The following is a 26,003-nucleotide window of genomic DNA, read 5'->3' on the forward strand; positions in this document are numbered from 1 at the left end:
GAGGATTACGCGCTTTTCCCAATCCAAAACCATCCTCCAAAATCTTCCTATACGAGCAGTAAGGTATCTTCTCGGCGGCAACTACCTCAAATGGATACCTCATAAAATTTCGCTAAGACCCGACTTTTCTTTTTAAAATAAATCATCCTATTATTTTTGGCCCATTTGGCCATTTGAACCATGCTATTACATGACATTTAAAGAACTTAATTTAATCGACCCTTTACTGAAAGCCCTTCAGGATAAAAATTACGTGGAGCCGACAGCCATTCAGCAGAAGGCCATCCCGCAGATTTTAGCGAAAAGAGACATTCTGGGGAGTGCCCAGACCGGTACCGGCAAAACGGCTGCCTTTGCTTTGCCTATCATTCAATTACTTCATACCGACCATTCGCAGGAAAAAGGGCGGGTCGCCATCAAATCCCTGATCGTCACACCAACCCGGGAACTCGCCATTCAAATCCACGAAAACCTGGAGTTTTACGGAAAGTACACCCGACTGAGGCATGCCGTTATTTTCGGTGGGGTAAAACAGGGCTCTCAGGTAAGTGCCCTAAACCGGGGCGTGGACATATTGGTAGCCACACCCGGACGACTTCTGGATCTGATCAACCAGGGATACATCAAACTGGACCAGGTAAAGTTATTCGTGTTGGATGAAGCAGACCGAATGCTGGACATGGGCTTTATCAATGACATTAAAAAGCTATTGAAATTGCTGCCGACAAAAAGGCAATCGCTTTTTTTCTCCGCCACCATGCCTGCCAATATTGTAGAGCTTTCGGATAAAATCTTAACCAACCCGGTTAGAATAGAAGTAAGTCCGGTTTCTTCCGCCGCCGAAACCCTGCAACAAAAAGTTTACTTCACTAATAAGTCTACCAAGAAGGATCTATTATTCCATATTTTAAAAGACAAAAATATGGATCAGGTGCTATTGTTTTCCCGAACCAAACATGGAGCGGATAAAATCACCAAAAACCTGAAGGGAGCTGGCATTCAGGCAGCGGCTATTCATGGAAACAAAGCACAAAATCACCGGCAAAAGGTATTGAGTCAGTTTAAGGACGGCAGCATCCGGGTCCTGGTGGCGACGGATATAGCCGCCCGGGGGATCGATATTGACAAGTTGCAATACGTATTGAATTACGATATCCCCGAAGACCCGGAAACCTACGTACACCGCATAGGCCGGTCTGGTAGAGCAGGAGAGACCGGTATCGCCATTTCCCTGTGCGAGCCGGAAGAAAATACGGACCTGAGGGCTATCGAAAACCTGATCCGCCAAAAAATAGAGGTAGCGGATAACAACCCGTTTCCCCAGACCGACAAACCCATGTCGGCGCAGGAAAAGAAAGAGCACAACAAAGAAAAACAACGGAAAAAACAGGCCTTTTTTGCCAATCGGAAAAAATCACGGTAGGAACATTTTCTTTAAAGGTACCTGATAAACTGCGTGCCTCTGTCTGTCACCAGGATTTCCTGTTCTTTGCGAATGCGATCCCGGTACTCCTGATCCGGACTGGACAAAAGTTGAAGGTTGACTTGCCAAACTTCATTTCTCCAGGAACTGATAAGCTTTGAAAGCAACCATTCATCCGCCCTGCACATAATGATGTCCAGGGCGGCCATGCTCCAGGAGGAGGGATTTACAATACTATCCTGCACCGAGTCAATGGTTTGAGCAATTATTTCGTTTACCAATTCGTGGTCCTTCTTTAGCGTTTGTCTATGCGTTTCTGGCAACTGAGCCCAATTTTCCGCCAAACAATCATATAGTGCTAATGGCAGGTCGTAATTGATATGGGTATTTACCCCAAGCAGTAAATTTTGAACCACATTGGTCTCGGGGTCTTTACTGGCATCGTGAACCTGTCGCCAGACAATCGGCGATGCTTCGGGATCCTGCTCATAATGCTCCAGCGCATCAAAATAATACTCGGAAAATCGTATGAGTAATTGAGACACCCAGGGTGCATTGGAAAATTGGTTCTTGTTTATCGCCTGGTGCATGGCTTGGCTCATCATGGAATAACAGCCCAAAAATACATGTCGACGATCACCGGTGCTTTTCCACCCGTCAACTTTTTCTTTCATGGTCAGTAATAGGGATGGGATATCCTGCATCATAGGTTAATTTTATTGGATTGAACCAGCAACTTCCATCACCAGACAGTAGCTTTGAGCTGTTGGCAACACATAGGTATATACCTTGACTTTTTTCAACATTCAATATACTGATCCTGGCAAAAATTCAAATCATAAAGGGTTCCCTATGATTGAAAAAAATGCCGGGGCTCTCCGTCAAAACTAAATTTTCCATTCTCCATTACCAGAACCCGCTGTGCCATGCGGCTGATTTCCGAGGCATCGTGGCTCACCAGAAGCGTAGTAAGCCCATACTCATTATGAAACTGAACCAGGTATTCCTGTAGCTTGGCCCGCATTTTCATATCCAGGGCAGAAAAAGGCTCATCCAATAATAGAATTTTGGGTTTCCGTATCATGGCCCGGGCCAAAGCCACCCGTTGCTTCTGCCCGCCAGACAATACGGATGGCTTTTTGGAAGCCAGCTTTTTCAATCCAACCCTTTCCAGCAAATCCTGAACAATTTGTGGGGGCTGCCCCTTGCTCAGCGCAAATTCCAGATTCTCGGCAATGCTCATATTGGGGAACAGCGAATGCTCCTGAAATACCATCCCAATATTCCGTTTGGTTGGTTTGAGGTTGACCGCTTCGACATTGGAATACCAAACTTCCCCGTCTACTTTCAGCAAGCCCCCCTCGGGCTTCATCAAACCGGAAATCAGGCGCAGGATACTGGATTTTCCCGCTCCGGAGGGTCCATAGATCCCAACCAATTCCCCTTTCTCTATTTGACAGGAAACGGCTAATTTCATTTTGCCCTCCGGCCCGAATAATGATTTTTCCAGCGCCAACTCAATCATAGCTCAAAACCCTGCTTTTATCACGATTTAGCCAATAGGTAATCAATAAGACCAGAAAGGAAAATCCAATGAGGATCAGACTATAGGTATTGGCCTGCGTGTAATTCATGGCTTCCACCTCGTTATAAATGGCCACTGCAATCACCCGCGTTTCATCGGGAATATTTCCACCTACCATCAATACCACCCCAAACTCTCCCACGGTATGCGCAAAAGACAAAACACCGGCTGTAAGCAGTGCACTCTTCATATTCGGAAGCATGACTCGGCTTAGCGTGACCCACCTTCCTTTTCCCAGGGTTTGGGTGGTATCTATCCAGGCCTTTGGAATTCCGGTAAACCCGGAACGTAAGGGCTGAACCATAAAAGGCAAACTGTAAATAACCGAAGCCAGCACCAGCCCCGGAAAGGTAAAAACCAACCGAAGATCAAAATAACGATCCAGGAAGCCACCCATCGGATTCTCCGGACTAAAGAACAGCAGCAGGTAAAACCCCAATACCGTAGGAGGCAATACCAGGGGTAAACTGACAATCGCCTCTACCACATACTTAATTCGAAGCCTGCTAAAAGCCAGCCAATACGCCAATGGAATACCAATCAGGAAAAGGATTCCTGTGGTAAAGAGCGCCAGTCTCAAGGTCAGATAAAACGGGCTAAAATCCATCAGTTTGAGGGCTGGGAAAATCCAAAATAGCGAAAAATACCAATCGCCTTTTCACCTTTTAAAAACGCCATAAAGGCATACGATTCCGGACTATTTTCGCCATGACTGGTAACGACCGCGCCCTGGACCAGGGGGGAATGACTCGATTCCGGGATAAGATAGTAGGACCTCTGATACTTTTTCATCGTGGGTGAAAGGGCCAAAGATAACGCAATCATTCCCAAATCTGCCGCTCCCGTAGCGACAAATTGAGCGGCCTGAGAAATGTTTTCTCCTTTTACCAATAAGGGGGCCAGCTTTTCTTGCCAGCCATAAAAGGCCAGCGATTCCACCGCCCGTTTTCCATAGGGAGCATGATCGGGATTGGCGATCGCTACCTTCTTTACCCAGGACTGCTGAAATGCCTCCATCCCAAGATCCTTTACATCATACTTTCTGCTCCATAGCACCAACCTGCCTACTCCGTATAAATAAATTTCAGATGCCGTCAGGCCCTTTTCGGCCAGTAATTCCGGATAGCGCACATCCGCCGACATGAAAATATGGAAAGGCGCCCGGTTGGAAAGCTGTTCGTATAATTTTCCGGAGGAACCATAAATGGGCTTAACGGTGATTTCCTTTTCCTGGTTAAAAACCAGGATAATCGAGTCCAGGGCAAATTTTAGGTCCGAAGCGGCAGCTACCAAAACCGGTTTTTCCTTCTGAGCCCATGTCAATTGATAAAAGAACATTAAACCCAACAACAATAAAAATGCTTTACCACTGCATTTCATACAATCCACCTATAGAATGAAAATCGATATATTTATAAATATATATCGATTTTGTCTAAATCCAAAAATTGAAGATGGGCAGCATTCAGATCTGATTTGCAAAAAAGGAAACCGTTTAGATCCAGTCTAAGATTTCGGCTTCTTCTTCGGTGATTTCTTTCAATTTTTCGGACAATTTCTCAAACCTGAAAATCAGGTTTTGGGCGTGTTCCGTGAGTTCAGCTCCACCACCTTTTTCCCCGCCCTTTTTTAGCAACACAAAAGGTTGGCTGCCGCGGCTGTTTAAGTCATTGACCATGTCCCAGGCCTTTTTGTAGGACATGCCCATTTGCTGTGCCGCCCTGGATAAGGAGCCTTCCGATTGAATATTTCCCAGCAGTTCCAGCCTGCCCGGACCGAAAAATTTTTCGCGGTTCATGGTAATCCAGCACCTGATGTGTAATTTTTTTTCCATAAGCTGAATTTTTAAACAGGATTTTATAATGAAAGAAAACCTATACCCAACTATAATAAACCGATAGAAACCCGGAACGCATACAATTTCCGGAATTAAAAGTACGATCCTTTTTACTATTTTTGAAATAATCGTTTATCTGTACCCACAATTGAGTCTGACATTGTTGTGGAAATATTAAAGGGTTTCCGTTTCTAACCATTCATGACGAAAACATTGAATACTTAAATCCAACTATCGGGCAATTGTAGCATAAGCCCTCCACGGCCTTTCTAGTTTTAAGAAACTTTTTTATACAGAAAGCATTATTTAGTTTATAATTATTATTAACTTTAAATATGAGGGCATTTAAATAACTTTTGCTATGAATCCAATCCCATTCTCTTCGATGCTCCACCTTTTTTTGACGGTTAATCGGTTTTTCCGACTCAAGTTAATTTTTGTTTTGGTTATTTCCTTCGCTATTTCCTTTAGGGTAACAGCTCAAACAGAAGTTGAAAAATTTACCGCAAAGCAGGCAGTCTCTCTTGAGGTTGGTGGAAATGCAGGCCGGTATGCAATCAATTATGGGCGTATATTCCATCAAAAAGGGAAACTAAAGCTAAATGCGAGTGCAGGTTTTTCAATGTTTCATCACAGATTAAATGCTAAAACAACATGGCTCCCGGTAGTACCCGTAGAGATATCAGCATTTTATGGTAAGTCAAACCATCATCTGGAATTGGGCATGGGAGTTACTTCTTACTTAACCAGAAGTTTAGGTTTTGATTCGGAATCATTTGAAACAATCGATAAAGTGGTTTTTGATGCGGCCATACCTTTAAGAATTGGCTATAGGTATCAAAAGCCAGGAGGGGGATTCTTTTTTAGAGTGGGGTACACCCCATTTTTTGCCATGCCCATTAAGCCCCGCAATTATTGGGCTTTTCAGCCGGTTTTTGCAGGCTTGAGTTTGGGACTGAGTTATTAGTCGCCATCCATCAAACTCGTTCGCATGCTTACGATTGAATGAGATGGAGGAAGATGGACGATCCATTCTCTAAAGGCTCCCCCTCTCTTCGTTCTCTCCAGTCTCCCCTTCTCACACATCCGTGCAAAACCTTTCTTTAGTAAGTGCCATATTCTCCGAATTGCATGAACAGTCCTCCTAAAAGAATTTCTTACCAGCTCCTCGCTCCACCCCTGCCAGGACCCCGGTAACCTCCTGGTCTGTCGCCTTCATCCGGCATATCAGACTTTTTGAAATTACCGATGATATAGGTAAAGGAAACCATGGCATAACGGGTCAACACATTGGAATAGGTGTCTGTAACCGCCACATCGGATATGGACCTGGAGATACTGTTATTTTGTTTGAGCAGGTCAAAAACATACACTTTGAGCTCTCCCTTATTATTCTTTAGGAATCGGTATCCTGCTTCAATATTCCATAACCAAACCGATTGGTCCAGACCTTCCGAAAGTCCTCGGTACAACATATTGTTCACATTATTGGCAATAAAGGTCTTCCCGTCATTTGGAGAATAATAAAACCGCAGGTTGCTGTTTTGGATGTAATAATTCTGGTCCAGATTTGATTGGAGGCTGCTGTTGACAAGGGTATAGGTAGCCGTGGTGGACAGCGTAAAATCCACATCTTTACTGATATTACTGGCAAAGGTAACACCCTGTCGAATGTCAATGTTCTCATTGGTGTTGGTCTGACCGTTAATAATCCCCGGCGTACGGCCATAACTGACACCAGGGTTCAAATTCACCTTGGTTTTCCATTTTGGAATGCTGGTTCCATAACTAAGAAAAAGCCGGGCATTCATTTGTCCGCTTAGGTTTACCGGGCTGGTGATCTGTCCGCCTCTCCTGAGCAACACCTCATTATTTATCAGGGTATCCTGAGGGGCCACAAAGGTGCTGGTCCCTATGTAATTATTATTTAAATTGGTAAATAAAAACACGAAGAAGGACTTGTTTGTCTCCATGTTAAATTTAGACATATTGACAAACATGGAGTGATTGTAACTTTGGCCCAGCGAAGGATTACCTACCGAAAGGTTCAGTGGGTTGCTGTTATTGATCACATTCTGGAGCTGATTGACACTGGGTTCATCTGTACGTGTCCGGTACCGGAACCGGTAGCTGGTACCCGTTTCGGTTCGGTAATTCATGGTCAGGGTAGGCATGAAATTCTTAAAATCCCGATAGAAGGTGCCCTCTGTTGGAAATACGCTTTCATTGTCCAACACTGCATACTGGTAATCCAGGTTCATATTTAAATTCAGCCCTTTGTGATTGTACCGATACCCCAAACCGGCTCGCTGAGTGAGGAACTTGTTATCAAATTCGTTACTCAATGCCGTATCGAGTACCATGATCCCTTGTTCATTGGCCAGTTGGAAAGTTTTCTGATCTGCGGCACTTTTATTATTGCCTACCTGGTAAGAAAACGTAGCCACCGATTTTTCACTAATAGGCTCGGTATAGGTTAGGTTGGTCCGGTAATTAAAGCCATCCGACAAGGCGGTCGTTTCCTGTACCAGGGTATCAAAGGCATTTCTGACGTAATCCTTATTAGAAGAGATCAGGTCGGTTAGTTCATCTCGTTGGTTCCAGGAGGTAAATAAATCAAGCGATACTGTCCGGCCGACTTTATCGAACTTATACCGGTAAGTCAGGTTATTTGAAAAAGAATAACCCTGGGTCTCATTCTCAGTAAGGTTTCGGGTATCACTAAGGGAATCCAGGGATTGGTCCAGGTTTAGCCCCTCCAGGTTACTGAATCGGTAATTATCCTGAAAATTAATGCTGGGGCTGATAATCAAGGCATTCTTCTCATTGATATCGTATTCCATCCGGGCATTCATGCGATGATTCCTATTATTAATGGTGCTGATTTGGTCTTCCTGATATACCTGACGCTGCTCTTCTGTGATGACCGTTTCCCGGTTTGTGTTTTCAAAAACAGTATTGTCGGTGGCATTGAAAAAATAACTTCCGGTAAAATTGATTTTTTCACCCCATTTATCGCTATAATTTAATCCCAGTGAATTGGTTGTAACAATTCCGTTGTTCGAACCAACACCGAAACTATTTCCGCCAGGTCCTCCCCGTCGCCCTCTTCGGCCACCGCCGCCTAGCCCTCCACTTACCCCCAACAGATCGTCAGAGGCGAAGTTTTGCTGGTTCACATTATTGGACATGCCGATTATGGATATTCTTCTGTCCCCGTTGAAAAAATTAATGTTCCCCCCTACGGAATAGGTATTATCCGTACCGTAGCCCCCGTATACCCTACCGAAATAGCTGTTCCGCATATTTCCCTTGGTAATGATGTTGATGGTTTTGGCATAATTACCGTCATCCAGGCCGGTAAGACGGGATTGATCGGAACGTTGGTCCAATACTTCTACGCTGGAAATGGCATCAGCGGGAAGATTCCTTAATGCAATAGAGGGATCGTTTCCAAAAAATTCACGTCCGTCGACCAATACCTTTTGTACTTGTTCTCCCTGCGCCTGAACCTGACCATTTTCTATGGTGATGCCGGGCAGCTTACCAATAAGATCTTCGGCCATGGCGTTTTCCCTTGTTTTAAACGCACTGGCATTAAACACAGCCGTATCCCCTTTCATTTCACCTACGGCATTTTCTCCTTCGATCACCACCTCACCCAATAACTGGCTGTCCTCCTGAATGGCGATAACTCCTACATCCAAAGGCATCCCTCTGGTAAATTCACGGGTGATTTTTTCAAATCCTACATAGGAAACTTCCAATTTGAATACGGGAGTGCGGGGATAGGCGATTTTAAATGTCCCGTCCGGCCCGGTGGTAGTACTACTGATCAGGGTATCCCCTTGCGTTTTGAGCACTACGTTAGCGCCAATCATGGGGTCTTCACTGCCCTGCTCCACTATTTTTCCCTGGATCATGGGTGGAGTTGGTCGATCCTGCCGGGCTTCTAAATGGGTGCCCATCAATAACATGCCCAGGAAAAAGGCAAAAAGAGTACTAATCCTCATCGTATTTCTTGGTTAACTTTGTACGAGGATTAGACCGGCATTCTTCTGTTGGGTTTAAGTGCCGAAGAAAAAAAGTATTAAGGGAGAAAAATAGAATTAAACGGTAAAATTGGGAGATAATCCAATTGACCTCGCTTAGACCGCTACCGAAGTGATGTCCCGATAGTTGATTCCCATGTGGCTATTGTCGTAAATGGCTTTTCCATCTCTGATCACAATTACCTGAGGAGAGGCATGGGCCACCTCAAACTCTCTTTCAATGGCATTGGAAATATCCCTGTGGGCAATCAGATCTAAAAAGTAAGGTGATAGTCGCTGGTTGTCTGCTTCTTGCCAACTTCTTTCCATCCGGTTCCAGGCCATGCTGCTAATGGAGCATCTGGAAGAATGCTTGAAAATCACCACGGGCTTTTCCTTGCTTTCTTCCTTTATTTGTTGAATTTGGGATAAATTTTCTAGTTTCTTCCAGCTCATATTCTTTACTGTTTTCAGAATAAATAACCAAAATCCCCGTCTTTTAAGTTCAACAGCTATCCAAAAATTTGGAATAATTCTATATTTGTTCTTTCAAAACCAACTTAATTCTGGAAGTTGCATCCGGAATAGATCATTTCTGCGTTCTTATTACCATGTATCGATACCTTTCCAATACCTGCATTTTTATCTTTCTATTCACCGGTCTCGCCTGTAAGAGTCTGCAGCCCGGTAATCCTGGATCTCCCCCGGCACTGCCTAAGGCTACCGCCCGCATAAATTTGAACCTGGATGTGCCGCTACCGTTTATAGAAGCCCAGATAAACCAGGGGTTAAAGCAGCAATTGGTGCAGGAGGAGGGATTAGAATTGGGGGATGGATTGGTAGCCAATCTTCTTCTGGAAAAAAGAGGCGACCTTTCAATAGCTGCTACGGATGAGGGCAAACTTCAATTGGGATTACCGGTATTGGCCGACGGATCCATCCGACTGGAAAAACGGATTTTTGGCCAAAAAGTATCCACCGCGTTGCCGTTCCGGGAGGAACTGAGTCCCAAAATCCTTTTTTTGCCTGTCTTACAAGATGACTGGAGCTTTGATCTGGAAGAACTGGACATTCTTTCCCTTGGAAAATCCCTTTCTTTAGATGTCCTGGGCTTTCAAATGGATTTTGAACCCTTCGTGAAAAAGCAGGTGGCGGGCATTATGGAAAACCAATTACGCAACGGAGCCCTTGCTGCCCTTGATCTTAAAAATATAGCGGACAGTTTTTGGAGCAGCTTTGGAAAACCCAGGTACATTTCCAATGGTCTTTCCGGAAATTATGTGTATCCCGATCCGGAGGAGTTAATCATTCACCAACGGTTTACACCTTCCCAGCAATTGCAAATCGGAATCGGGCTGACGGGTGAAATGCTCAGCCAAAAAGACAGGCCTTTGGCCACCGAATTACCCATGCTACCTCCTGTGACCCTGGCGGAAGTGGAAGAAAACGAATTGGACCTTACCTTCCCTATAGTCCTTAGCTATGAGGAAATAGCAACTTTTTTGAATCAAACGCTGAAAGACTCTGTGCTTATTCTCGATAACAAAACCCGAATGCTTGCCGAAAATTTCACCTTGGGGCACCATGAAGACCGGGTACTGGTAAGCATGCAATTTCTAGGCTTGCGGGAAGGTAAAAAAGACCTGCGGGGAACCTTCCACCTGGCCGCTAAACCGCTGTTTAACAAACAAAATCAAACCATTGAGTTTTCGGATATAGCATTCAAGCTGGAAACGGCGGATTTCTTCACCAATACAGCCAATTGGTTGAGAAGAAGGAAAATCCGAAAAACCATCCAAAAACGGGCGGTCATTCCGGTGGATGAATACCTGGAACCTGCAAAAGCCTCCCTGTTGGAAATGGGGGCATGGCAAAGCCCAATTGCCAGCTTTTCATTGCAAAATCCGGAAGTATCCGTAAAAGGCATCTATCCCACCCGAACGGATTTGGTCATCCACGTGCAGGCCACCGCAGGTATCGAAACGCGGTTCGCGGAATAAAGACTAGCCCAGCAAATCTCCATAGGTCTTGATTCCCTTTGCTTCGGCGACCTTTAAAAGCTTCACCAAAAGCTGGGCCGTCAGGAAAGCATCACCGGCAGCCGTGTGACGGTCATCCAATGCAATGGCATACCGCTCGCAAAGATGATCCAGGGAGTACTCCTTTGAAGGCACGGTGTGGGGGTCGTAATACCTTCCTCTATCCAGCCGGACGGCCAGATCGTAGGTATCCAGCGCCGGGTTTTTTATTTTTCGCAAGCCCAGGGATTTCCCCACCCGCTCTAACATGGCCAGATCAAATCCAATATGGTGGCCTACCAGTACCTGATGCCTGGCATCTTCAAGAAACGTTCGGATGACCCGTTCCCGGCTGACATAGGGCCTTTCTTGGACGAGCCCATGTACTTTGATGGCTTCCCGATTTCTTTTTTTGGGTTTAAGATAAAACTCCTTTGAACTGGAAATCCGAATTCGGCTATCGATAACCTGTAGGGAACCGTAAGAGAGTACATGATCTTTTTTGACATCTAATCCGGTCGTTTCCGTGTCCAGCACCAAAAACGCCAGTTCGGACAAGGGTTTACTCTTTGGAATTTTTCGTTCCAGAGACTTTTCGTAAGCGCTTATGAAATCCGGCTTGGGTAGCGAAGCAAAGCCGAAAAGTGCCCTCCAGTCCATATCAGTTACCAAAATAGTCCAACTGAAAGCGCACTTTCAGAATCTTTTGAATTTCGTCAATAGGGAAAAAGGCATTCTTTAGAAGTTGACGTTGCAATTTCCCCAGGGAATCGGGCTGGATAAAGCGACCCGAGGACTCGTTAGCCAGTCCTTCAAGTGCCCGAATGCGCATAAATATTTCATACGCTTTTCCGGCATCCCTGAAAAGGGAGGCCTGGTTAGGTTCCAATTCGGCCAACTTCTCGTAACGCTTGAAGGTGTTATTGATTCCCACCACCTGGTGACTGAGGATCAAAACCCTGGCCGCATCTGCCAAAGGCATCATGGCCCGGAGCTTTATATCGAATTTCTCCGCGTGCTCGCCCGATTTTTCTACCATAAAATTCCGGAAAAACCCCAGCGGCGGCGGGTTCAGCAGGGCATTTTTGGCAAAAAAATTCAGAAAAACCTTTTCCTGCCGGATCTCCTCGTACACATGTTGTGTCAAAGCATCCGCCAGAGAATGCTTCCCAGCTACCGCCCGGAAGTCAAAAAAAATGGTGCCCATCATTAGCGATTGGGGATTGGGTTCCCGAATCCACTGGCTGAAATAACGTTTCCATTGAGAAAGCGGTTGACACCATTGGGGATTGTTGGCCATCATTTCCGCCGGGCAGGAGTGAAAACCACAAGCAAAAAGCACGTCCAGGACATCCCTGCTCAGCAAGTGCATGAAGCTTTGGGCTTTTTCCCGGAGGTGTTCAGGCACATCCTGATATACCAGCGCATTGTCCAGGTCGGTTCGCAACAATTGTTCTCCCCGCCCTTCCGAGCCCAGGCCCAAAAAGCAAAAATCCAGCTCCTGTACCTCTGGAAAACTGGGCTGAAGTTTGGTTAAAGCAAGCCGGATGGCGCTACGAATGATCGTATCATTGATTTCTGTGAGGATGCCCGCAATAAAATCAATAGACAGTTCATTTTCCAGGTAATACTTTAACATACCCTCTGCCTGGTTCCTCAATTTCGCCATCTCATGGATGTCTTCACTTTCCTGCAAGGCTTTGATCAGTACCGCCGGGCTGTTTCCCTGAGAAAGGAGAATGTCATGATCCGAAATGATTCCCAGCAGGGGCGAATCCGGACTGCCGTCTTCCGTAAAGACCAAATGATGCAAGCGGTGCTTGACCATGTTCAGGTAAACCTCGGAAAATTCCAGTTCTTTGCTGGCCGTTACAACCGGCTGACTCATGATTGCTTCTACCCGGGTATCGTAAGAAAGTCCTTTAGCAATAAGTCGGTTTCTCAGGTCCTTGTCCGTAATGATACCTTTGGGGTGTTGGTTTTCATCCACCACCATTATAGACCCTACGCTGGCCTTACTCATTTGGATAACGGCGTTGAAAACCGAGGTGCCAAGCGGACATTGAATTACCGGATGGGAATACTGTAGCGTTCGCTGTCCGGATAACAACATCAGTCCGTTTTCGTCCGGTTTTCTTCCAAGCAAATCCCTGACTTTCTGCGTTTGGGACAGTCCGGAGCGGACTACTACCTGCCCTGAAGCAAAACCCGAGGCAAAATAAAGGCTAACCTGGCTGTTCTCATTCAAAATCTTTTCAAAGATTCCTACCGGTACGGCGATTATCAAGCTGGGTTCGTTGGCTCTGGCATTGAGAATGTAGGGGCGCTTTCCCAACAGAGCCAGGACACCGAATACATCCCCCTCGTCACAGAATTCAACCGTTTCCTCTACTCCCCCGGCCTTATCGGTCAGTTTAATGGCTCCTTCCTTGACAACAAAAAAATAACTCTTAGCCGGCTCTCCTTTCTGGAATAAAAACTCTTCTTTTTCGAAGTAGATTAAATCCACCTCAGCAGCCACCTGCCCAAGTAATTCATTGGACAAAAAACTGAATGGTGGATACTTTTTCAGGAAATCAATGATCCGGTTAACAATGACATTGGCCATAGGGAGTTCATTCTAAGCAGGAAAAGAGAAAGCAGGGCAATCGCCTTGCCTTCTCCCCAGCAATCGAACAAATTAACGAAATTAACTTATTCGATCCTGCCTTTAATTATCTGGTCGACCACATCCGGATCCAGTAAAGTAGAGGTGTCACCCAAATTGTCCATATTACCTTCCGCCACTTTTCTGAGGATCCGGCGCATTATTTTACCAGACCGGGTTTTTGGTAGGCCCGGAACAATTTGAATTTTGTCGGGCTTGGCTATTGGACCAATAATTTTGGTAACCGAATCCTTAATTTCGCCCACCAGGTTCTGCTCGGTACGATTCTTCATGTCGCAGATTACATAGGCATAGATTCCCTGCCCTTTGACCTGATGGGGATAGCCCACTACGGCCGATTCCACGACCAATGGGTGTTCGTTGATGGCATTTTCTACTTCTGCCGTTCCCATTCGGTGACCCGAAACATTGATCACATCGTCCACCCTTCCGAGAATTCGGTAGTAGCCATCGTGGTCTCTTTTTACCCCATCTCCTGTGAAATACATGCCTTTATAGGCCGAAAAATAGGTTTGCTTACAACGATCGTGATCACCGTAAGTGGTGCGTATCATGCCGGGCCATGGAAATTTGACGCAAAGGTTACCCTCCACTGAGTTTCCAATCATCTCTTTTCCTTCTGTATCCATGATCGCCAGTTGAACGCCGGGTAGGGGCAAGGTGGCATAAGCTGGTTTGGTAGGCGTAATTCCAGCCAATGGGGAGACCATTATACCTCCGGTTTCGGTTTGCCACCAGGTATCCACTATCGGGCATTTCGTTTTTCCTATATGGGTATGGTACCAATGCCAGGCTTCCTCATTGATGGGCTCACCCACAGAGCCGAGTACCGTCAACGAATCCAATTTATAGGGGGCAATGGGATCGGTTCCATGTGCCTGCAGTGCCCTGATGGCGGTGGGAGCGGTGTAAAACTGGTTCACCTTGTATTTATCTACAATCTGCCAAAAACGTCCTGCATCTGGATACGTGGGTACGCCCTCGAACATAACGGATGTCGCTCCGGACAACAAGGGTCCATAGACAATATAAGAATGCCCTGTAATCCATCCGATATCCGCCGTACACCAGTACACATCGCCCGGGTTGTACTGAAAGACGTTTTCAAAGGTATATTTGGAATAAACCATATAACCTCCACAGGTGTGAACCACTCCTTTAGGCTTTCCGGTAGATCCGGAGGTGTATAGTATAAATAAGATATCCTCACTGTCCATTTCTACCGCCTCATGTTCGGTGGAAGCACCGGATATGGCCTCATGCCACCAAAAATCCCGGCCTTCTTTCATGGTGACCTCCTGTTGGGTCCGCTGATAAACGATAACTGTTTCTATGGTAGATGTGGTTTCCAGTGCTTCATCGACGACTGCCTTTACCGGAATTTTTTTCTTTCCCCGAAAATTCCCATCTGCCGTAAGGACCACCTTTGCCTCGCAATCGTTAATTCTATCCGAAAGGGCATTACTGGAAAATCCGGCAAAAACCACGGAATGTATCGCACCAACCCTGGCACAGGCAAGCATGGCCACGGCAGCCTCGGGAACCATAGGCATGTAGATGATTACCTTGTCTCCCTTTTTTACTCCTTTTTCCTGCAACACATTCGAGAAGCGGCAAACTTCCTCAAACAGTTGTTTGTAAGTAAGCGTCCTGCCCTCCTCATCGGGTTCATTGGGTTCCCATACAATGGCCGGTCGGTCACCGATGGTGTACTGGTATCTTTCCAGAATGTTTTCGGTGATGTTTAACTTTCCATTCAGAAACCATTTTACATCCGGACCTTCAAAATTCCAGTCCAATACCTTATCCCAGCGTTTTTTCCAATGGAACGAATCCGCTACACGTGCCCAGAAGTTTTCCGGATCTGCCACGCTTTTTTGGTATTCATGGAAATAACCGCTTAGTGTATGAATTCTATCACTCATCGTCTGATATTTTAGGTTTTTATAGTTCTATAAAATTACAGTAAATTTATTCTCTATGCACTTTTTACCGGGCATAATCCCTGATGACTAATGATCCTGGGCCTTGCCCGCACCTCGGGGAATCCGAATGTCCTGAATCATTTCCTGAACATCCTCAGGGGGGGCAGGGGTAAATTTAGATACGATGAAACAGGCTACAAAATTGATCAGCATCCCCAGGCTACCGATACCTTCCGGGGATATTCCAAACCACCAGTTTTCGCTGACGTTGGCTTCCGGGTTAATAAATTTGAAGTAGATGATATACGCCAGCGTGAATACAAGACCGCTGACCATTCCCGCAATCGCTCCTTCCTTGTTCATTTTGGTGGAAAAAATTCCCATAATGATCACCGGAAAAAAAGAAGCCGCCGCCAAGCCAAATGCAAAGGCAACCACCTCTGCCACGAATCCGGGAGGATTGATACCAAAATAACCGGCAATAATAACCGCCACTGCTGCTGAAACCCGCGCGATAATCAATTCGGTTTTTTCGGTCATCTGAGGCACAAAGGTCCGGAAAAGGTCTCGCGATACAGAGGTAGAGATTACCAAAAGCAAGCCCGCAGCGGTGGATAAGGCTGCGGCCATTCCCCCGGCAGCTACTAACCCCACCACCCAGTTGGGTAGTTCTGCGATTTCAGGGGCCGCCAATACCATGATGTCCTTGTCTACTGTAAGTTCGTTTTTATCCGGATCGGCCAGGTATTGGACCACCCCATCCTGATTTAAATCATCTACGACAATTAGATTCGTTTTCTGCCAATTCTCTACCCAAACCGGCAATTCATCCACCGGCTTCCCGGCCACCGTATCAATGGCATTGTAAATACCAAAGGCAGCGACTGCCGGTGCCGTGGTGTATAGAATTGCGATAAAAACCAGTGCGTAACCAGCCGATAACCGGGCATCTTTCACCCTGGGAACGGTAAAAAAACGGACGATCACATGTGGCAGTCCTGCCGTACCCACCATCAATGCCAGCGTGATGGCAAAAATATCCGTCACCGACTTTCTGCCTGAGGTATACTCATGAAACCCCAGGTCCAACAAGATGCCGTCCAACTTGTCCAGAAGGTAGCTTCCATCCTGTACCGTTCCTCCCAGCCCTAGCTGGGGTACCGGATTCCCGGTTAGTTGTATGGAAATAAAGATGGCCGGAACCATAAAAGCAAAAATCAACACACAATACTGAGCCACCTGGGTATAAGTAATTCCCTTCATTCCTCCCAAAACGGCATAAAAAAAGACTATCGTCATGCCAATAATGACTCCTAGTTCAATTTCCACCTCAAGGTATCTGGAGAAAACGATTCCAACTCCCCGCATCTGTCCTGCCACATAAGTAAAAGAGATAAATAAAGCACAAAACACGGCCACCACCCGGGCCTTGTTGCTATAATAACGGTCTCCTACAAAATCAGGAACGGTAAATTTTCCAAACTTTCGAAGGTAAGGGGCCAGCAACATGGCCAATAAAACGTAGCCTCCGGTCCAGCCCATCAGATAGACAGAGCCATCATACCCCGAAAAGGCAATGATACCCGCCATTGAAATAAACGAAGCCGCCGACATCCAATCGGCAGCAGTTGCCATTCCATTAGCCAAGGGGGAAACGCCTCCTCCTGCGGTGTAAAATTCTTTGGTTGATCCCGCCCGTGTGTATATGGCAATCCCAATGTACAAGGCAAATGACAGGCCTACCAAAATGTAGGTCCAGGTTAAAATATCCATATTAGGTCAATGGGTTTAGAAATTATTTTTCGTTGACATCAAATTCTTCATCCAATTTGTTCATACGATACACGTAAACAAAAATTAATACTACGAAGGTAAATATGGATCCCTGCTGAGCAAACCAAAAACCCAGTTTATATCCGCCTATTCTTATCGCATTCAGCGGTTCTGCCAGGATAATTCCGAAACCAAAGGAGACCAGAAACCAAACGGAAAGCAGTATCAATACCGTCCGAATATTTCGCTTCCAGTATTTCTTCATTTGTTCTTTATGGGTAGGCATGTGTGGGTAGTTTGTCTTTATTGTTTAAGAATAATCCTGAAAATATTCAAAAATTCCGTAACCATCAGCATGAATCCGTTAATCTCCTCAAATTATAACAGATTCGGTGAAACAACAAGATAATTGGTTCCCCGATTTACGGGCTTGGGCTCTTTTTTCCTTTACCTTTATTTATTACTTGTATGGCAGATTCCAGCCGGTTAGGCTCAGATCCTGAAATTTTTACCCAGGGAACCCCCGAGGTATCCAATTCCTTTTCGTACTGTGCCATGAAATGGATTCTTAAGTCCGGGTCCGGATGTTCCCTGAGCGGATCTTCCTGCCAGGGTATGTCAATATCCGTAAGCAGGTAAAGATCATAGGACCTCTCCTTTATTTGCTGCTTTATCCAGGGGTCGGTACTGCCGTACTTGTGTTCACTCCATATTTTTATTACCCGCAAATCCGTGTCACAGATAAGGAGCTCTTTTGCCTGAGCGGTCAATTCGTCCTCGGTTCGAATCTGTCCCCGCGCGATCCGCAGCAGGTCCTCATAGCGGTACGGCCGGCCCAGTCCTTCCAGGTATTCCCGGGCATATTCCGGAACCCATGGTTCGCCAAAATGCCGGGACAGGGCTTCACTCAGAGAGCTTTTGCCGGTAGATTCTGGCCCGATAATCACCAATTTATACATTGATTTCCTCGTATTTTCGGGCAGCGCGGATCCAGGCCATCAGACCTATTACTGCCAATACCGTAAAGACAAAAAACTGAAAAGAAGTAAGTACCAGTCCCTTGTAAAAATAAAGGGGCACCGAAACCAAATCGGTAATTATCCAGGCGATCCAATTCTCCACCTTCTTTTTTGCCATCAACCACATACCTACAAAGGCAGACGCTGTGGTAAAGGAATCCCAACCGGGCACGTCGCTGTCGGTATAAAAGCGTAAAACATAATACAACAAGCCATAGGCCAGAAGGAACAGGGCCAAAGCCTGTAATATTTCCCTGCCCTTCATCCAGGTAACCGGTACGACGACTTTGCCCGGCCTTGGATGGGACCAGACATACCAGCCAAAAATAGACATGGAAAAATAATAGGCATTGATCCCCATGTCTGCATACAAGCCGACCTGTAAACAGATCCATACATAAATTAGCGTACTGATAATACCGGTAGGAAATACCAGTATATTCTCCTTTATAGAATAATAAACAGAAGCCAAACCAAAGAAAACCGCCAGGGCTTCCAGCCAGTTCATTTCCTGAATACCTGTTTGCAGGCCTTCTATAATGTTTTGCCAATCCACGGGGTGAATTTGAATTAAATATCTTACACAAAAAAATCAGAAAGTCCGGACCCGACCTTTGGGGCTTCCAAAACCGCGAAGGTCTTTACCGAAGCCAAACATAAAAAACCTTCGAAGCCCCAAAGACCTCAAAGGTTTAACTGGAACCTGATCATTGAGCGATGGCTGATCAACAGGTTCCCTATCCGGCCAATTTTTTATCCAATATTCTTCTTTTTCAATTGGTCCACAATGTATTCGGAGGTTCTGATGGAAAGGGCCATAATGGTCCAGGTAGGGTTTTTGTCCGCCTGGGACACAAAAGAGCCTGCATCTACCACAAACAAGTTGTTGCATTCATGGGCCTGGGAAAACTTATTCAAAACCGAGGTTTTGGGATCATTTCCCATACGTACCGTCCCGACTTCGTGAATAATACGTCCGGGAGCAGCCAGGCCGTATTGGTTATCCGCACCGGGTTTGTTGCCCATTACCTGAGCACCCATGGCATCAAAGATTTCTTCGAAGGTGTCCTGCATGTGCCGGGCCTGCTTCACCTCATAGTCTGTCCATTTGTAATGAAAGCGGAGTACCGGAATTCCATATTTATCTACCGTATGAGGGTCTATTTCACAATAGTTGTCGTATTGGGGCACACTTTCCCCCCGACCGGCAATACCTACCGTGGCACCGTAGACACTGCGAATGTCCTTCTTCAATCCTTCACCATAGCCACCGTTTGGCCGGGGTTTTCCAAATTCATCCTTGAGAAAGTTTCTCATGGAGTCCATTCCAAAACCGAATCCATAGTTAGGCATTCGCATGCCTCCTCCAAATTCCAGATGATATCCTCTGGGAAAATCAAGCTTTTTATTATCCAACCACCAGGGAGTATAGACGTGCATGGAACCTACCCCGTCTTCATTGTACTTATCTCTTCCCAAAAACGAAGGCATGAGTGCCGAGCGGCTGGCTCCGGTAGAATCGTGCAGGTACCGACCCAGGGTACCGCTGCTATTGGAAATTCCGTTGGGATGCTGGGGTGAACTGGAGTTCATCATGATCCGCGCACTTTCACAGGCAGATGCTCCCAAAACGACTACCCGGGCCTTGAGCTTGTACTCCTGCATGTCCACCTTGCTCACATAGGAAATTCCAGTAGCTTCTCCTTTTTCGTCGGTGGTTACTTTGCGAACCATTGCATAGGTATACAAGTCTACCTTGCCTTTCTTGATGGCCGGTTTTACCAAGACCGTTCCGGAAGAAAAATCACCGTAAACCTGACAAGCCCGATTACATTGCGCACAGAAAAAACAAGCTCCGCGCTCGTTATTTACCGGCCGGGTCAAGACTGATATCCGGGAGGGAATGACTGGCAGATTTATCTTCTTTCCGCCTTCCATAAACGCCAGCTCGTGCAGCCGTGGTTTAGGGGGAGGAAGGAAAAAACCGTCCGGTTCATTGCGAATGCCCTCTTTGGTGCCAAAAACACCCACGATTTGATCTACTCTATCGTAATAGGGTTTTACATCCTCATATCCGATAGGCCAGTTATCTCCCAGCCCGTCAATATCTTTCCTTTTGAAATCATCCGGCCCGAAACGCAGGGAGATTCTACCCCAATGATTGGTTCTTCCGCCCACCATTCGGGAACGGAACCAATCGAATTGGGTGCCGTCCTTTCGGGTGTAGGGCTCTCCCTTGATTTCCCATCCACCGTAGGCAGCATCAAAATCGCCAAAGGCTCTAACGGTGTTTGCGCCCCGTCTGGGAGATTCCCAGGGCCAGCGAAGTTGGGTGCGGTATTCTTCCAAAGCCGGGTCAAAGTCACTTCCTGCTTCTACCACCGCCACACTTAAACCGGACTCTGAAAGGATCTTACTGGCCATGCCGCCCCCGGCACCTGAGCCTACGATGATGACATCGTAGCTGTCCATGGATGATTGGATTTCAAAACTCATTGGTATTGATTTGATGTTTATTTTAATTGACGGCCTAAAATAGGGGATTCTCCCTAAATTTTCATCATCTGCCCCCAGAATCCTATCCCAAAAACTTAGCAAACCAAAAAGGGTTGCTGAATCCTTGGAATAACACGTTGAAAATACCGGAATAAGGTTTCCGGGAAATTCTGAAAATGCTTAGGATCAGGTGGGGAATTGAAATCCCCTATCCGGAAGACGATTTTTAAATTGTAAAATTTTATTTTGCCCAAACATTTACTAATCTTATACTTTCAATCGAACAAAAGGACTACCCTTCAATGGAAGTCACTTTTCTATATTGACAATAGAATCCAAAAAGATGAAGAAAAAGGAACGGAGAAGCCAGGGCTGGTTTGGTAAAACCGGCAAAGACGGCCTGATCTACAGGTCTTGGTTTAAAAAACAGGGAATACCCACCCACGAACTGGGAGGAAAACCCATGATCGGTATCTGCAATACCTGGTCGGAACTTACCCCATGCAATTCCCATTTCCGGGAGCTTGCCGAATTTGTGAAGAAAGGAATCCTGGAGGCAGGAGGATACCCGGTGGAATTTCCCGTCATGTCTCTGGGCGAAACGGTGATGAAACCCACCGCCATGCTCTATCGAAACCTTGCCAGCATGGATACGGAAGAGTCCATTCGGGCCAATCCTCTGGATGGGGTGGTACTATTGTGTGGTTGTGACAAAACCACTCCCTCCCTGGTAATGGGTGCTGCCAGCGTAAACCTCCCCACCATCGTGGTCTCCGGCGGACCCATGCTAACCGGAAGATACAGAGGCGCCGAAATTAGCACCTCCGATATCTGGCGCTTTAGTGAAGATTCGCGCTCAGGAAAAATGAGCCAGGAAGACTTATACGTGGCCGAATCCGGACTTTGCAGAAGCGATGGACACTGTGGCGTGATGGGCACTGCCTCCACCATGGCCTGTATGGTAGAATCGCTGGGGCTGTCTCTTCCGGGTAATGCTGCCATTCCGGCACCCGACACGGGAAGAAAGGTAATGGCCCACCTATCCGGTATGGAAATTGTAAAAATGGTGGAAAATGACCTGAAACTATCGGATATCCTGACAAGGGATGCCTTCGAAAATGCCATCATGGTAAATGCAGCCATTGGCGGATCCACCAATTTTGTCATTCACTTGCTGGCCATTGCTGGAAGAATGGGGATTCCACTTACACTGGAGGATTTTGACAAATTTTCTTCCAAAATTCCCCTATTGGCCAATTTGCAGCCTTCGGGAACCTACTTCATGGAAGATTTCTATTATGCCGGCGGACTACCACCTATCATCCGACAATTAAAGGAACACTTGCACAATGAGGCCATTACCGTCACCGGGCAGGCAATTGGTAAAATCAACGAACGCTTTGAAAATTACAATGAAAACGTAATTGCTACCATTGATAAGCCCTTTAATCCCCTTTCCGGAATTGTAGTGCTCAATGGCAACCTGTGTGAAACAGGAGCCATCATCAAACCCTCTGCCGCCAGTCCCGAGTTAATGAAGCATACTGGCAAGGCCGTGGTTTTCGAAGATATCGATGATTATAAAAACAAAATCGACGATCCAGATCTGGATATCGATGAACATTCCATCATGGTATTGAAGAATGTAGGACCTAAGGGCTACCCTGGCATGCCGGAAGTGGGAAATATGGGACTCCCTCCCAAGGTTTTGGCCAAAGGAATCAAGGACATGATCCGGATTTCTGATGGGCGAATGAGCGGAACAGGTTTCGGAACCGTCGTTCTGCATGCCACACCTGAGGCAGCGGAGGGCGGAAACTTCGCCGTGGTTCAAAATGGAGACCTGATAGAATTAGACGTGGAAAACCGAAAGCTAAATCTCCTGGTATCAAACGAAGAACTCCAGCAGCGAAAAGCCGCCTGGAAGAAACCTGCTCCAATGACTGAAAGGGGTTATGTAAGCTTATACGTCAAACATGTCGAGCAGGCTAACCTGGGAGCAGACCTGGATTTTCTGAAAGGAAATTCCGGCAGCGAGGTTACCAAAGATTCACACTAATGATCCTCTATTTCGGACGGGCGGTTATGCCCATTCTAACTAACCTACAAATCCTATATGCTAGATGAATGCGCACGAAAAATCCTCCCAACCGGTGGCGCTGGTCACCGGGGCCGGAACGGGCATAGGCTATGAAATTTGTCGCCTGCTGGCTTCCAGAGGAATCTACGTAATGCTAAATGATCTGGATCCTTCAATTACTGACAAAGCTGTAGCAAAAATCAACCGGGAATTCCCTGATTATTGCAAAGGCTTTGCTGGTGATGCGTCTGATACGGGTTTTATCACCCGGCTGATGAACGAAACCGTTTCCAAATTTGGCTCCCTGGACATAGCGATTGCCAATGCGGGCATTACCGTTTTCGGGGAGTTTTTGACGTACAGGGAGGCGGATTTTAATAAGGTACTGCAGCTCAATTTGGTGGGTAGTTTCTTTCTGGCTCAGGCAGCTTCTAAACAAATGATTGCTCAAAAGAGCGGTGGAAGTCTGCTGTTTATGTCTTCGGTTACCGGACATCAGGCACACAAAAACCTGGCGGCTTATGGGATGAGTAAAGCGGCGCTGGAAATGCTCGCTAAAACGCTGGTCCTGGAACTCTCTCCACACCGGATAAACGTAAATGCCATTGCCCCGGGAGCGACCATCACGGAGCGGACTGCCCGCGAAGAAGGGTACGAAGAAACCTGGTCTAGGATTACTCCTATGGGAAAACCCGCCCACCCGGTGGATATTGCCGAAGCCGTCGCCTTTTTGGTCTCGCCCCAGGCAAGACATATTACCGGACAAAGCCTGGTCATAGATGGGGGATGGACCGCTACCAGCCCCTCACCTTATGAATAAGGGATCTATCGGATAGAAGGTAGTCAAAAACGGCGCTGCTTATTAAAATTTTCCGTTATTCAGGTTATTTTAATGGAATTTGAATGGTTTTTGTGAATATTAAGCTATAGGTAACAGAGATTTAACCATTCAGTCAGCATAGAACAGGACAGTTAAGTATTAATAATAATTTAAATTCGCTTAATTTATCTTAAAATCAAATCTATTTTCTTAAAATATGGCAGTTACAAAAAACACTTTTAAACACGTAGATTACCTGTGGGACGATGCGAAAGCAAAAGCGTTGGGAGATGACCAAATCGCCCTTTTGCTTTACAGGTCCAATATTTTGGGTGCAGACCTTAGAATCACCAACTATGGCGGTGGCAATACCAGTTGCAAGACCGTTGAAAAAGACCCCCTAACCAAGAAAGACACGGAAGTAATGTGGATCAAAGGATCCGGTGGTGATATTGGCACCCTGAAAAGAAGCGGTTTGGCCGGATTGTATATGGACAAACTGTTGGCCCTGAAGAACGTGTATCGGGGACTGGAATTCGAAGACGAAATGGTGGCGTTATTTAACCATTGTATTTACGATCTTGACTCCAAAGCGCCTTCCATTGACACTCCTCTTCATGCGGTATTACCGTTTAAGCACATCGATCACCTGCACCCGGATGCAGCCATCGCCATCGCTGCTTCTAAAGAAGGGGAAAAGATTACGCAAGAATTATTTGAAGGCCAAATTGCCTGGGTTCCCTGGCAGCGACCGGGCTTTGATCTGGCGTTGAAACTGGATCAGGCACTGAAAGAAAACCCAGGCATCCGGGGAATCATGCTGGGTGGACACGGGCTTTTTACCTGGGGCGAAACCTCCTATGACTGCTACATTAATAGCCTGGAAGTAATTGATAAAGCTTCTCAGTTCCTCGAAGAAAACTACGGAAAGAAGCGTCCCGTATTTGGCGGACAAAAAGTAACCTCCCTTCCCGAAGCAGAAAGAAAATCCCAGGCATCAAAGATCGCACCTCATTTGAGGGGCCTTGCTTCCAGCTTTAATCGCATGGTGGGGCATTTTTCCGACGACGAGCGGGTGCTGGAATTTATCAACAGCAATGATCTCGAAAAATTAGCCCCCTTGGGAACCAGCTGCCCCGATCATTTTTTACGAACAAAGATCAGACCGCTGGTATTGGATATTCCTGCCGACAAGGATCTGACAGACATGTCGGAGGTAAAAACCTATCTGGAAAAGGAATTTGAAGAATACCGGCAATATTATACCAAGTATTACGAGGATCACAAGCGGCCCAACAGCCCTGCCATGAGAGATTCCAATCCGGTGGTCATCCTTTGGCCGGGAGTAGGGATGTTTTCCTATGCTAAAAATAAGCAGACTTCCCGTGTGGCAAGTGAGTTTTATACCAATGCCATCAACGTAATGAAGGGAGCCGAAGCTGTTTCCGAATACGTTTCCCTACCCTTACAGGAAGCTTTTGATATTGAATACTGGTTATTGGAAGAGGCCAAGTTACAGCGCATGCCCAAAGAACAGCCCATGTCCCGTAAAGTGGCCTTTGTCACTGGCGGAGCCGGAGGAATCGGAAAAGCCATTGCCGACAAACTAGCCAAAGAAGGTGCTTGTGTATTTATCACGGATATCAATAAAGATAACCTGGATCAGGCACTGGATACCTATAACAAGGACACTGGATCAGGAACCCTTATGGATGTCACCAAAATGGAGGACATCGAAGAAGCCCTTCGTGCAGCCTGCCTTAAGTTTGGGGGCGTTGATATCATTGTCAACTGTGCCGGATTGGCCATATCCAAACCGATAGAACAGACCTCCGAAAAAGATTGGGACATTCTTCAAAATGTGTTGGTGAAGGGGCAGTTTGCGGTATCAAAAGCAGGAGTAGAAATCTTACGCGCTCAGAATAAAGGAGGAGATATCATCAATATCGCCAGTAAAAATGCCTTGGTTTCCGGACCTAATAACGTCGGGTACGGAACGGCAAAAGCAGCACAGGTTCACATGAGCCGACTATTGGCCGCCGAACTTGGCAAAGATAAGATCCGGGTCAATGTGGTTAACCCTGATGCGGTGATTGAAGGCAGCAAAATTTGGGAAGGCGAGTGGGCCAAAGGCCGGGCAAAAGCCTATGGCATCACAGTGGAAGAGCTTCCAGCCTTTTATGCCAAGCGAACCATCATGAATGAAATCATCGGTGTAGAGGACATTGCTAATGGCGTTTTTGCTTTTGTAGGTGGCCATCTAAGTAAAAGTACCGGCAACATCCTGAATGTAGACGGAGGAGTTGCGGCCGCTTTTGTGAGATAAAT

21 protein-coding genes are annotated in these 26,003 nt (G+C 46.3%); 6 read left to right on the plus strand and 15 right to left on the minus strand.

Going from position 1 to position 26,003, the window contains the following annotated elements:
- Positions 1-190 precede the first annotated feature (190 nt).
- Entirely contained in the window at positions 191-1,423 is a 1,233-nt protein-coding gene (locus tag GJQ68_RS07230) for a DEAD/DEAH box helicase (RefSeq protein WP_162416639.1), read from the plus strand.
- An 11-nt stretch (positions 1,424-1,434) separates the two neighbouring features.
- On the opposite strand, the gene GJQ68_RS07235 is transcribed toward GJQ68_RS07230, so the two are convergent.
- The 5 genes from GJQ68_RS07235 to GJQ68_RS07255 form a co-directional block, all read right to left on the minus strand.
- Positions 1,435-2,130, minus strand: coding sequence for a DUF5995 family protein (locus GJQ68_RS07235; RefSeq protein WP_162416640.1), 696 nt, complete (start codon positions 2,128-2,130; stop codon positions 1,435-1,437).
- Positions 2,131-2,273: 143 nt separating this feature from the next.
- Positions 2,274-2,948, minus strand: coding sequence for a sulfate/molybdate ABC transporter ATP-binding protein (locus tag GJQ68_RS07240; protein WP_162416641.1), 675 nt, complete (start codon positions 2,946-2,948; stop codon positions 2,274-2,276).
- Positions 2,941-3,615, minus strand: a complete 675-nt coding sequence (modB, locus tag GJQ68_RS07245; RefSeq protein ID WP_162416642.1) for a molybdate ABC transporter permease subunit — start codon at positions 3,613-3,615, stop codon at positions 2,941-2,943. Before modB ends, GJQ68_RS07240 begins: the two co-directional genes overlap by 8 nt.
- Positions 3,615-4,388 carry a molybdate ABC transporter substrate-binding protein gene (gene modA / locus GJQ68_RS07250; RefSeq protein ID WP_235941184.1) on the minus strand — a complete coding sequence of 258 codons (774 nt, stop codon included), beginning with the start codon at positions 4,386-4,388 and terminating at the stop codon, positions 3,615-3,617. Before modA ends, modB begins: the two co-directional genes overlap by 1 nt.
- A gap of 115 nt (positions 4,389-4,503) precedes the next feature.
- A complete protein-coding gene (locus GJQ68_RS07255) occupies positions 4,504-4,842 on the minus strand; it encodes a winged helix-turn-helix domain-containing protein (protein WP_162416643.1) in 339 nt (112 codons plus the stop codon).
- 445 nt (positions 4,843-5,287) lie between these two features.
- On the opposite strand from GJQ68_RS07255, the gene GJQ68_RS07260 reads away from it, so the two are divergent.
- On the plus strand, positions 5,288-5,812 hold the full coding sequence (locus GJQ68_RS07260) for a hypothetical protein (RefSeq protein WP_162416644.1): 525 nt from the start codon (positions 5,288-5,290) through the stop codon (positions 5,810-5,812).
- A 190-nt stretch (positions 5,813-6,002) separates the two neighbouring features.
- Here GJQ68_RS07260 and GJQ68_RS07265 read toward each other — a convergent pair whose 3' ends face one another.
- Both GJQ68_RS07265 and ytxJ read right to left on the minus strand, forming a co-directional pair.
- Positions 6,003-8,858 carry an outer membrane beta-barrel protein gene (locus tag GJQ68_RS07265; RefSeq protein ID WP_162416645.1) on the minus strand — a complete coding sequence of 952 codons (2,856 nt, stop codon included), beginning with the start codon at positions 8,856-8,858 and terminating at the stop codon, positions 6,003-6,005.
- A gap of 135 nt (positions 8,859-8,993) precedes the next feature.
- The gene (gene ytxJ / locus GJQ68_RS07270; RefSeq protein ID WP_162416646.1) at positions 8,994-9,332 is read right to left on the minus strand and encodes a bacillithiol system redox-active protein YtxJ; all 339 of its coding nucleotides are present in this window, start codon (positions 9,330-9,332) and stop codon (positions 8,994-8,996) included.
- A gap of 155 nt (positions 9,333-9,487) precedes the next feature.
- On the opposite strand from ytxJ, the gene GJQ68_RS07275 reads away from it, so the two are divergent.
- Positions 9,488-10,876 carry a DUF4403 family protein gene (locus tag GJQ68_RS07275; RefSeq protein ID WP_162416647.1) on the plus strand — a complete coding sequence of 463 codons (1,389 nt, stop codon included), beginning with the start codon at positions 9,488-9,490 and terminating at the stop codon, positions 10,874-10,876.
- A 3-nt stretch (positions 10,877-10,879) separates the two neighbouring features.
- Here the strand turns inward: GJQ68_RS07275 and GJQ68_RS07280 are convergent, their stop codons facing one another.
- The 8 genes from GJQ68_RS07280 to GJQ68_RS07315 all read right to left on the minus strand — a co-directional run bounded on the left by GJQ68_RS07280 (position 10,880) and on the right by GJQ68_RS07315 (position 20,775).
- Positions 10,880-11,554 carry a 3'-5' exonuclease gene (locus GJQ68_RS07280; RefSeq protein WP_162416648.1) on the minus strand — a complete coding sequence of 225 codons (675 nt, stop codon included), beginning with the start codon at positions 11,552-11,554 and terminating at the stop codon, positions 10,880-10,882.
- 1 nt (position 11,555) lies between these two features.
- Entirely contained in the window at positions 11,556-13,502 is a 1,947-nt protein-coding gene (locus GJQ68_RS07285) for a DUF294 nucleotidyltransferase-like domain-containing protein (RefSeq protein WP_162416649.1), read from the minus strand.
- Positions 13,503-13,588: 86 nt separating this feature from the next.
- A complete protein-coding gene (acs, locus tag GJQ68_RS07290) occupies positions 13,589-15,487 on the minus strand; it encodes an acetate--CoA ligase (protein ID WP_162416650.1) in 1,899 nt (632 codons plus the stop codon).
- Between the two features lie 87 nt (positions 15,488-15,574).
- A complete protein-coding gene (locus GJQ68_RS07295) occupies positions 15,575-17,260 on the minus strand; it encodes a sodium:solute symporter family protein (protein WP_162416651.1) in 1,686 nt (561 codons plus the stop codon).
- Between the two features lie 22 nt (positions 17,261-17,282).
- Positions 17,283-17,546 (minus strand): DUF4212 domain-containing protein, encoded by a 264-nt coding sequence (locus tag GJQ68_RS07300; RefSeq protein WP_162416652.1) that lies wholly within the window; start codon positions 17,544-17,546, stop codon positions 17,283-17,285.
- 136 nt (positions 17,547-17,682) lie between these two features.
- On the minus strand, positions 17,683-18,219 hold the full coding sequence (locus GJQ68_RS07305) for an AAA family ATPase (protein WP_162416653.1): 537 nt from the start codon (positions 18,217-18,219) through the stop codon (positions 17,683-17,685).
- Complete coding sequence (gene pnuC, locus GJQ68_RS07310) at positions 18,212-18,835, minus strand: nicotinamide riboside transporter PnuC (RefSeq protein WP_235941187.1); 624 nt, start codon at positions 18,833-18,835, stop codon at positions 18,212-18,214. Before pnuC ends, GJQ68_RS07305 begins: the two co-directional genes overlap by 8 nt.
- Positions 18,836-19,032: 197 nt before the next feature.
- Positions 19,033-20,775, minus strand: a complete 1,743-nt coding sequence (locus tag GJQ68_RS07315) for a GMC oxidoreductase (RefSeq protein ID WP_162416654.1) — start codon at positions 20,773-20,775, stop codon at positions 19,033-19,035.
- 343 nt (positions 20,776-21,118) lie between these two features.
- On the opposite strand from GJQ68_RS07315, the gene GJQ68_RS07320 reads away from it, so the two are divergent.
- The 3 genes from GJQ68_RS07320 (at position 21,119) to GJQ68_RS07330 (ending at position 26,001) form a co-directional block, all read left to right on the plus strand.
- Entirely contained in the window at positions 21,119-22,834 is a 1,716-nt protein-coding gene (locus GJQ68_RS07320) for an IlvD/Edd family dehydratase (protein ID WP_162416655.1), read from the plus strand.
- A 64-nt stretch (positions 22,835-22,898) separates the two neighbouring features.
- Positions 22,899-23,675: an SDR family NAD(P)-dependent oxidoreductase gene (locus GJQ68_RS07325; RefSeq protein ID WP_162416656.1), complete on the plus strand. Its 777-nt coding sequence runs from the start codon at positions 22,899-22,901 to the stop codon at positions 23,673-23,675.
- 217 nt (positions 23,676-23,892) lie between these two features.
- On the plus strand, positions 23,893-26,001 hold the full coding sequence (locus tag GJQ68_RS07330; RefSeq protein ID WP_162416657.1) for a bifunctional aldolase/short-chain dehydrogenase: 2,109 nt from the start codon (positions 23,893-23,895) through the stop codon (positions 25,999-26,001).
- Positions 26,002-26,003: the final 2 nt, after the last annotated feature.

Origin of the sequence: Cyclobacterium roseum, assembly GCF_010119225.1 — a bacterium.
Classification (GTDB): domain Bacteria; phylum Bacteroidota; class Bacteroidia; order Cytophagales; family Cyclobacteriaceae; genus Cyclobacterium; species Cyclobacterium roseum.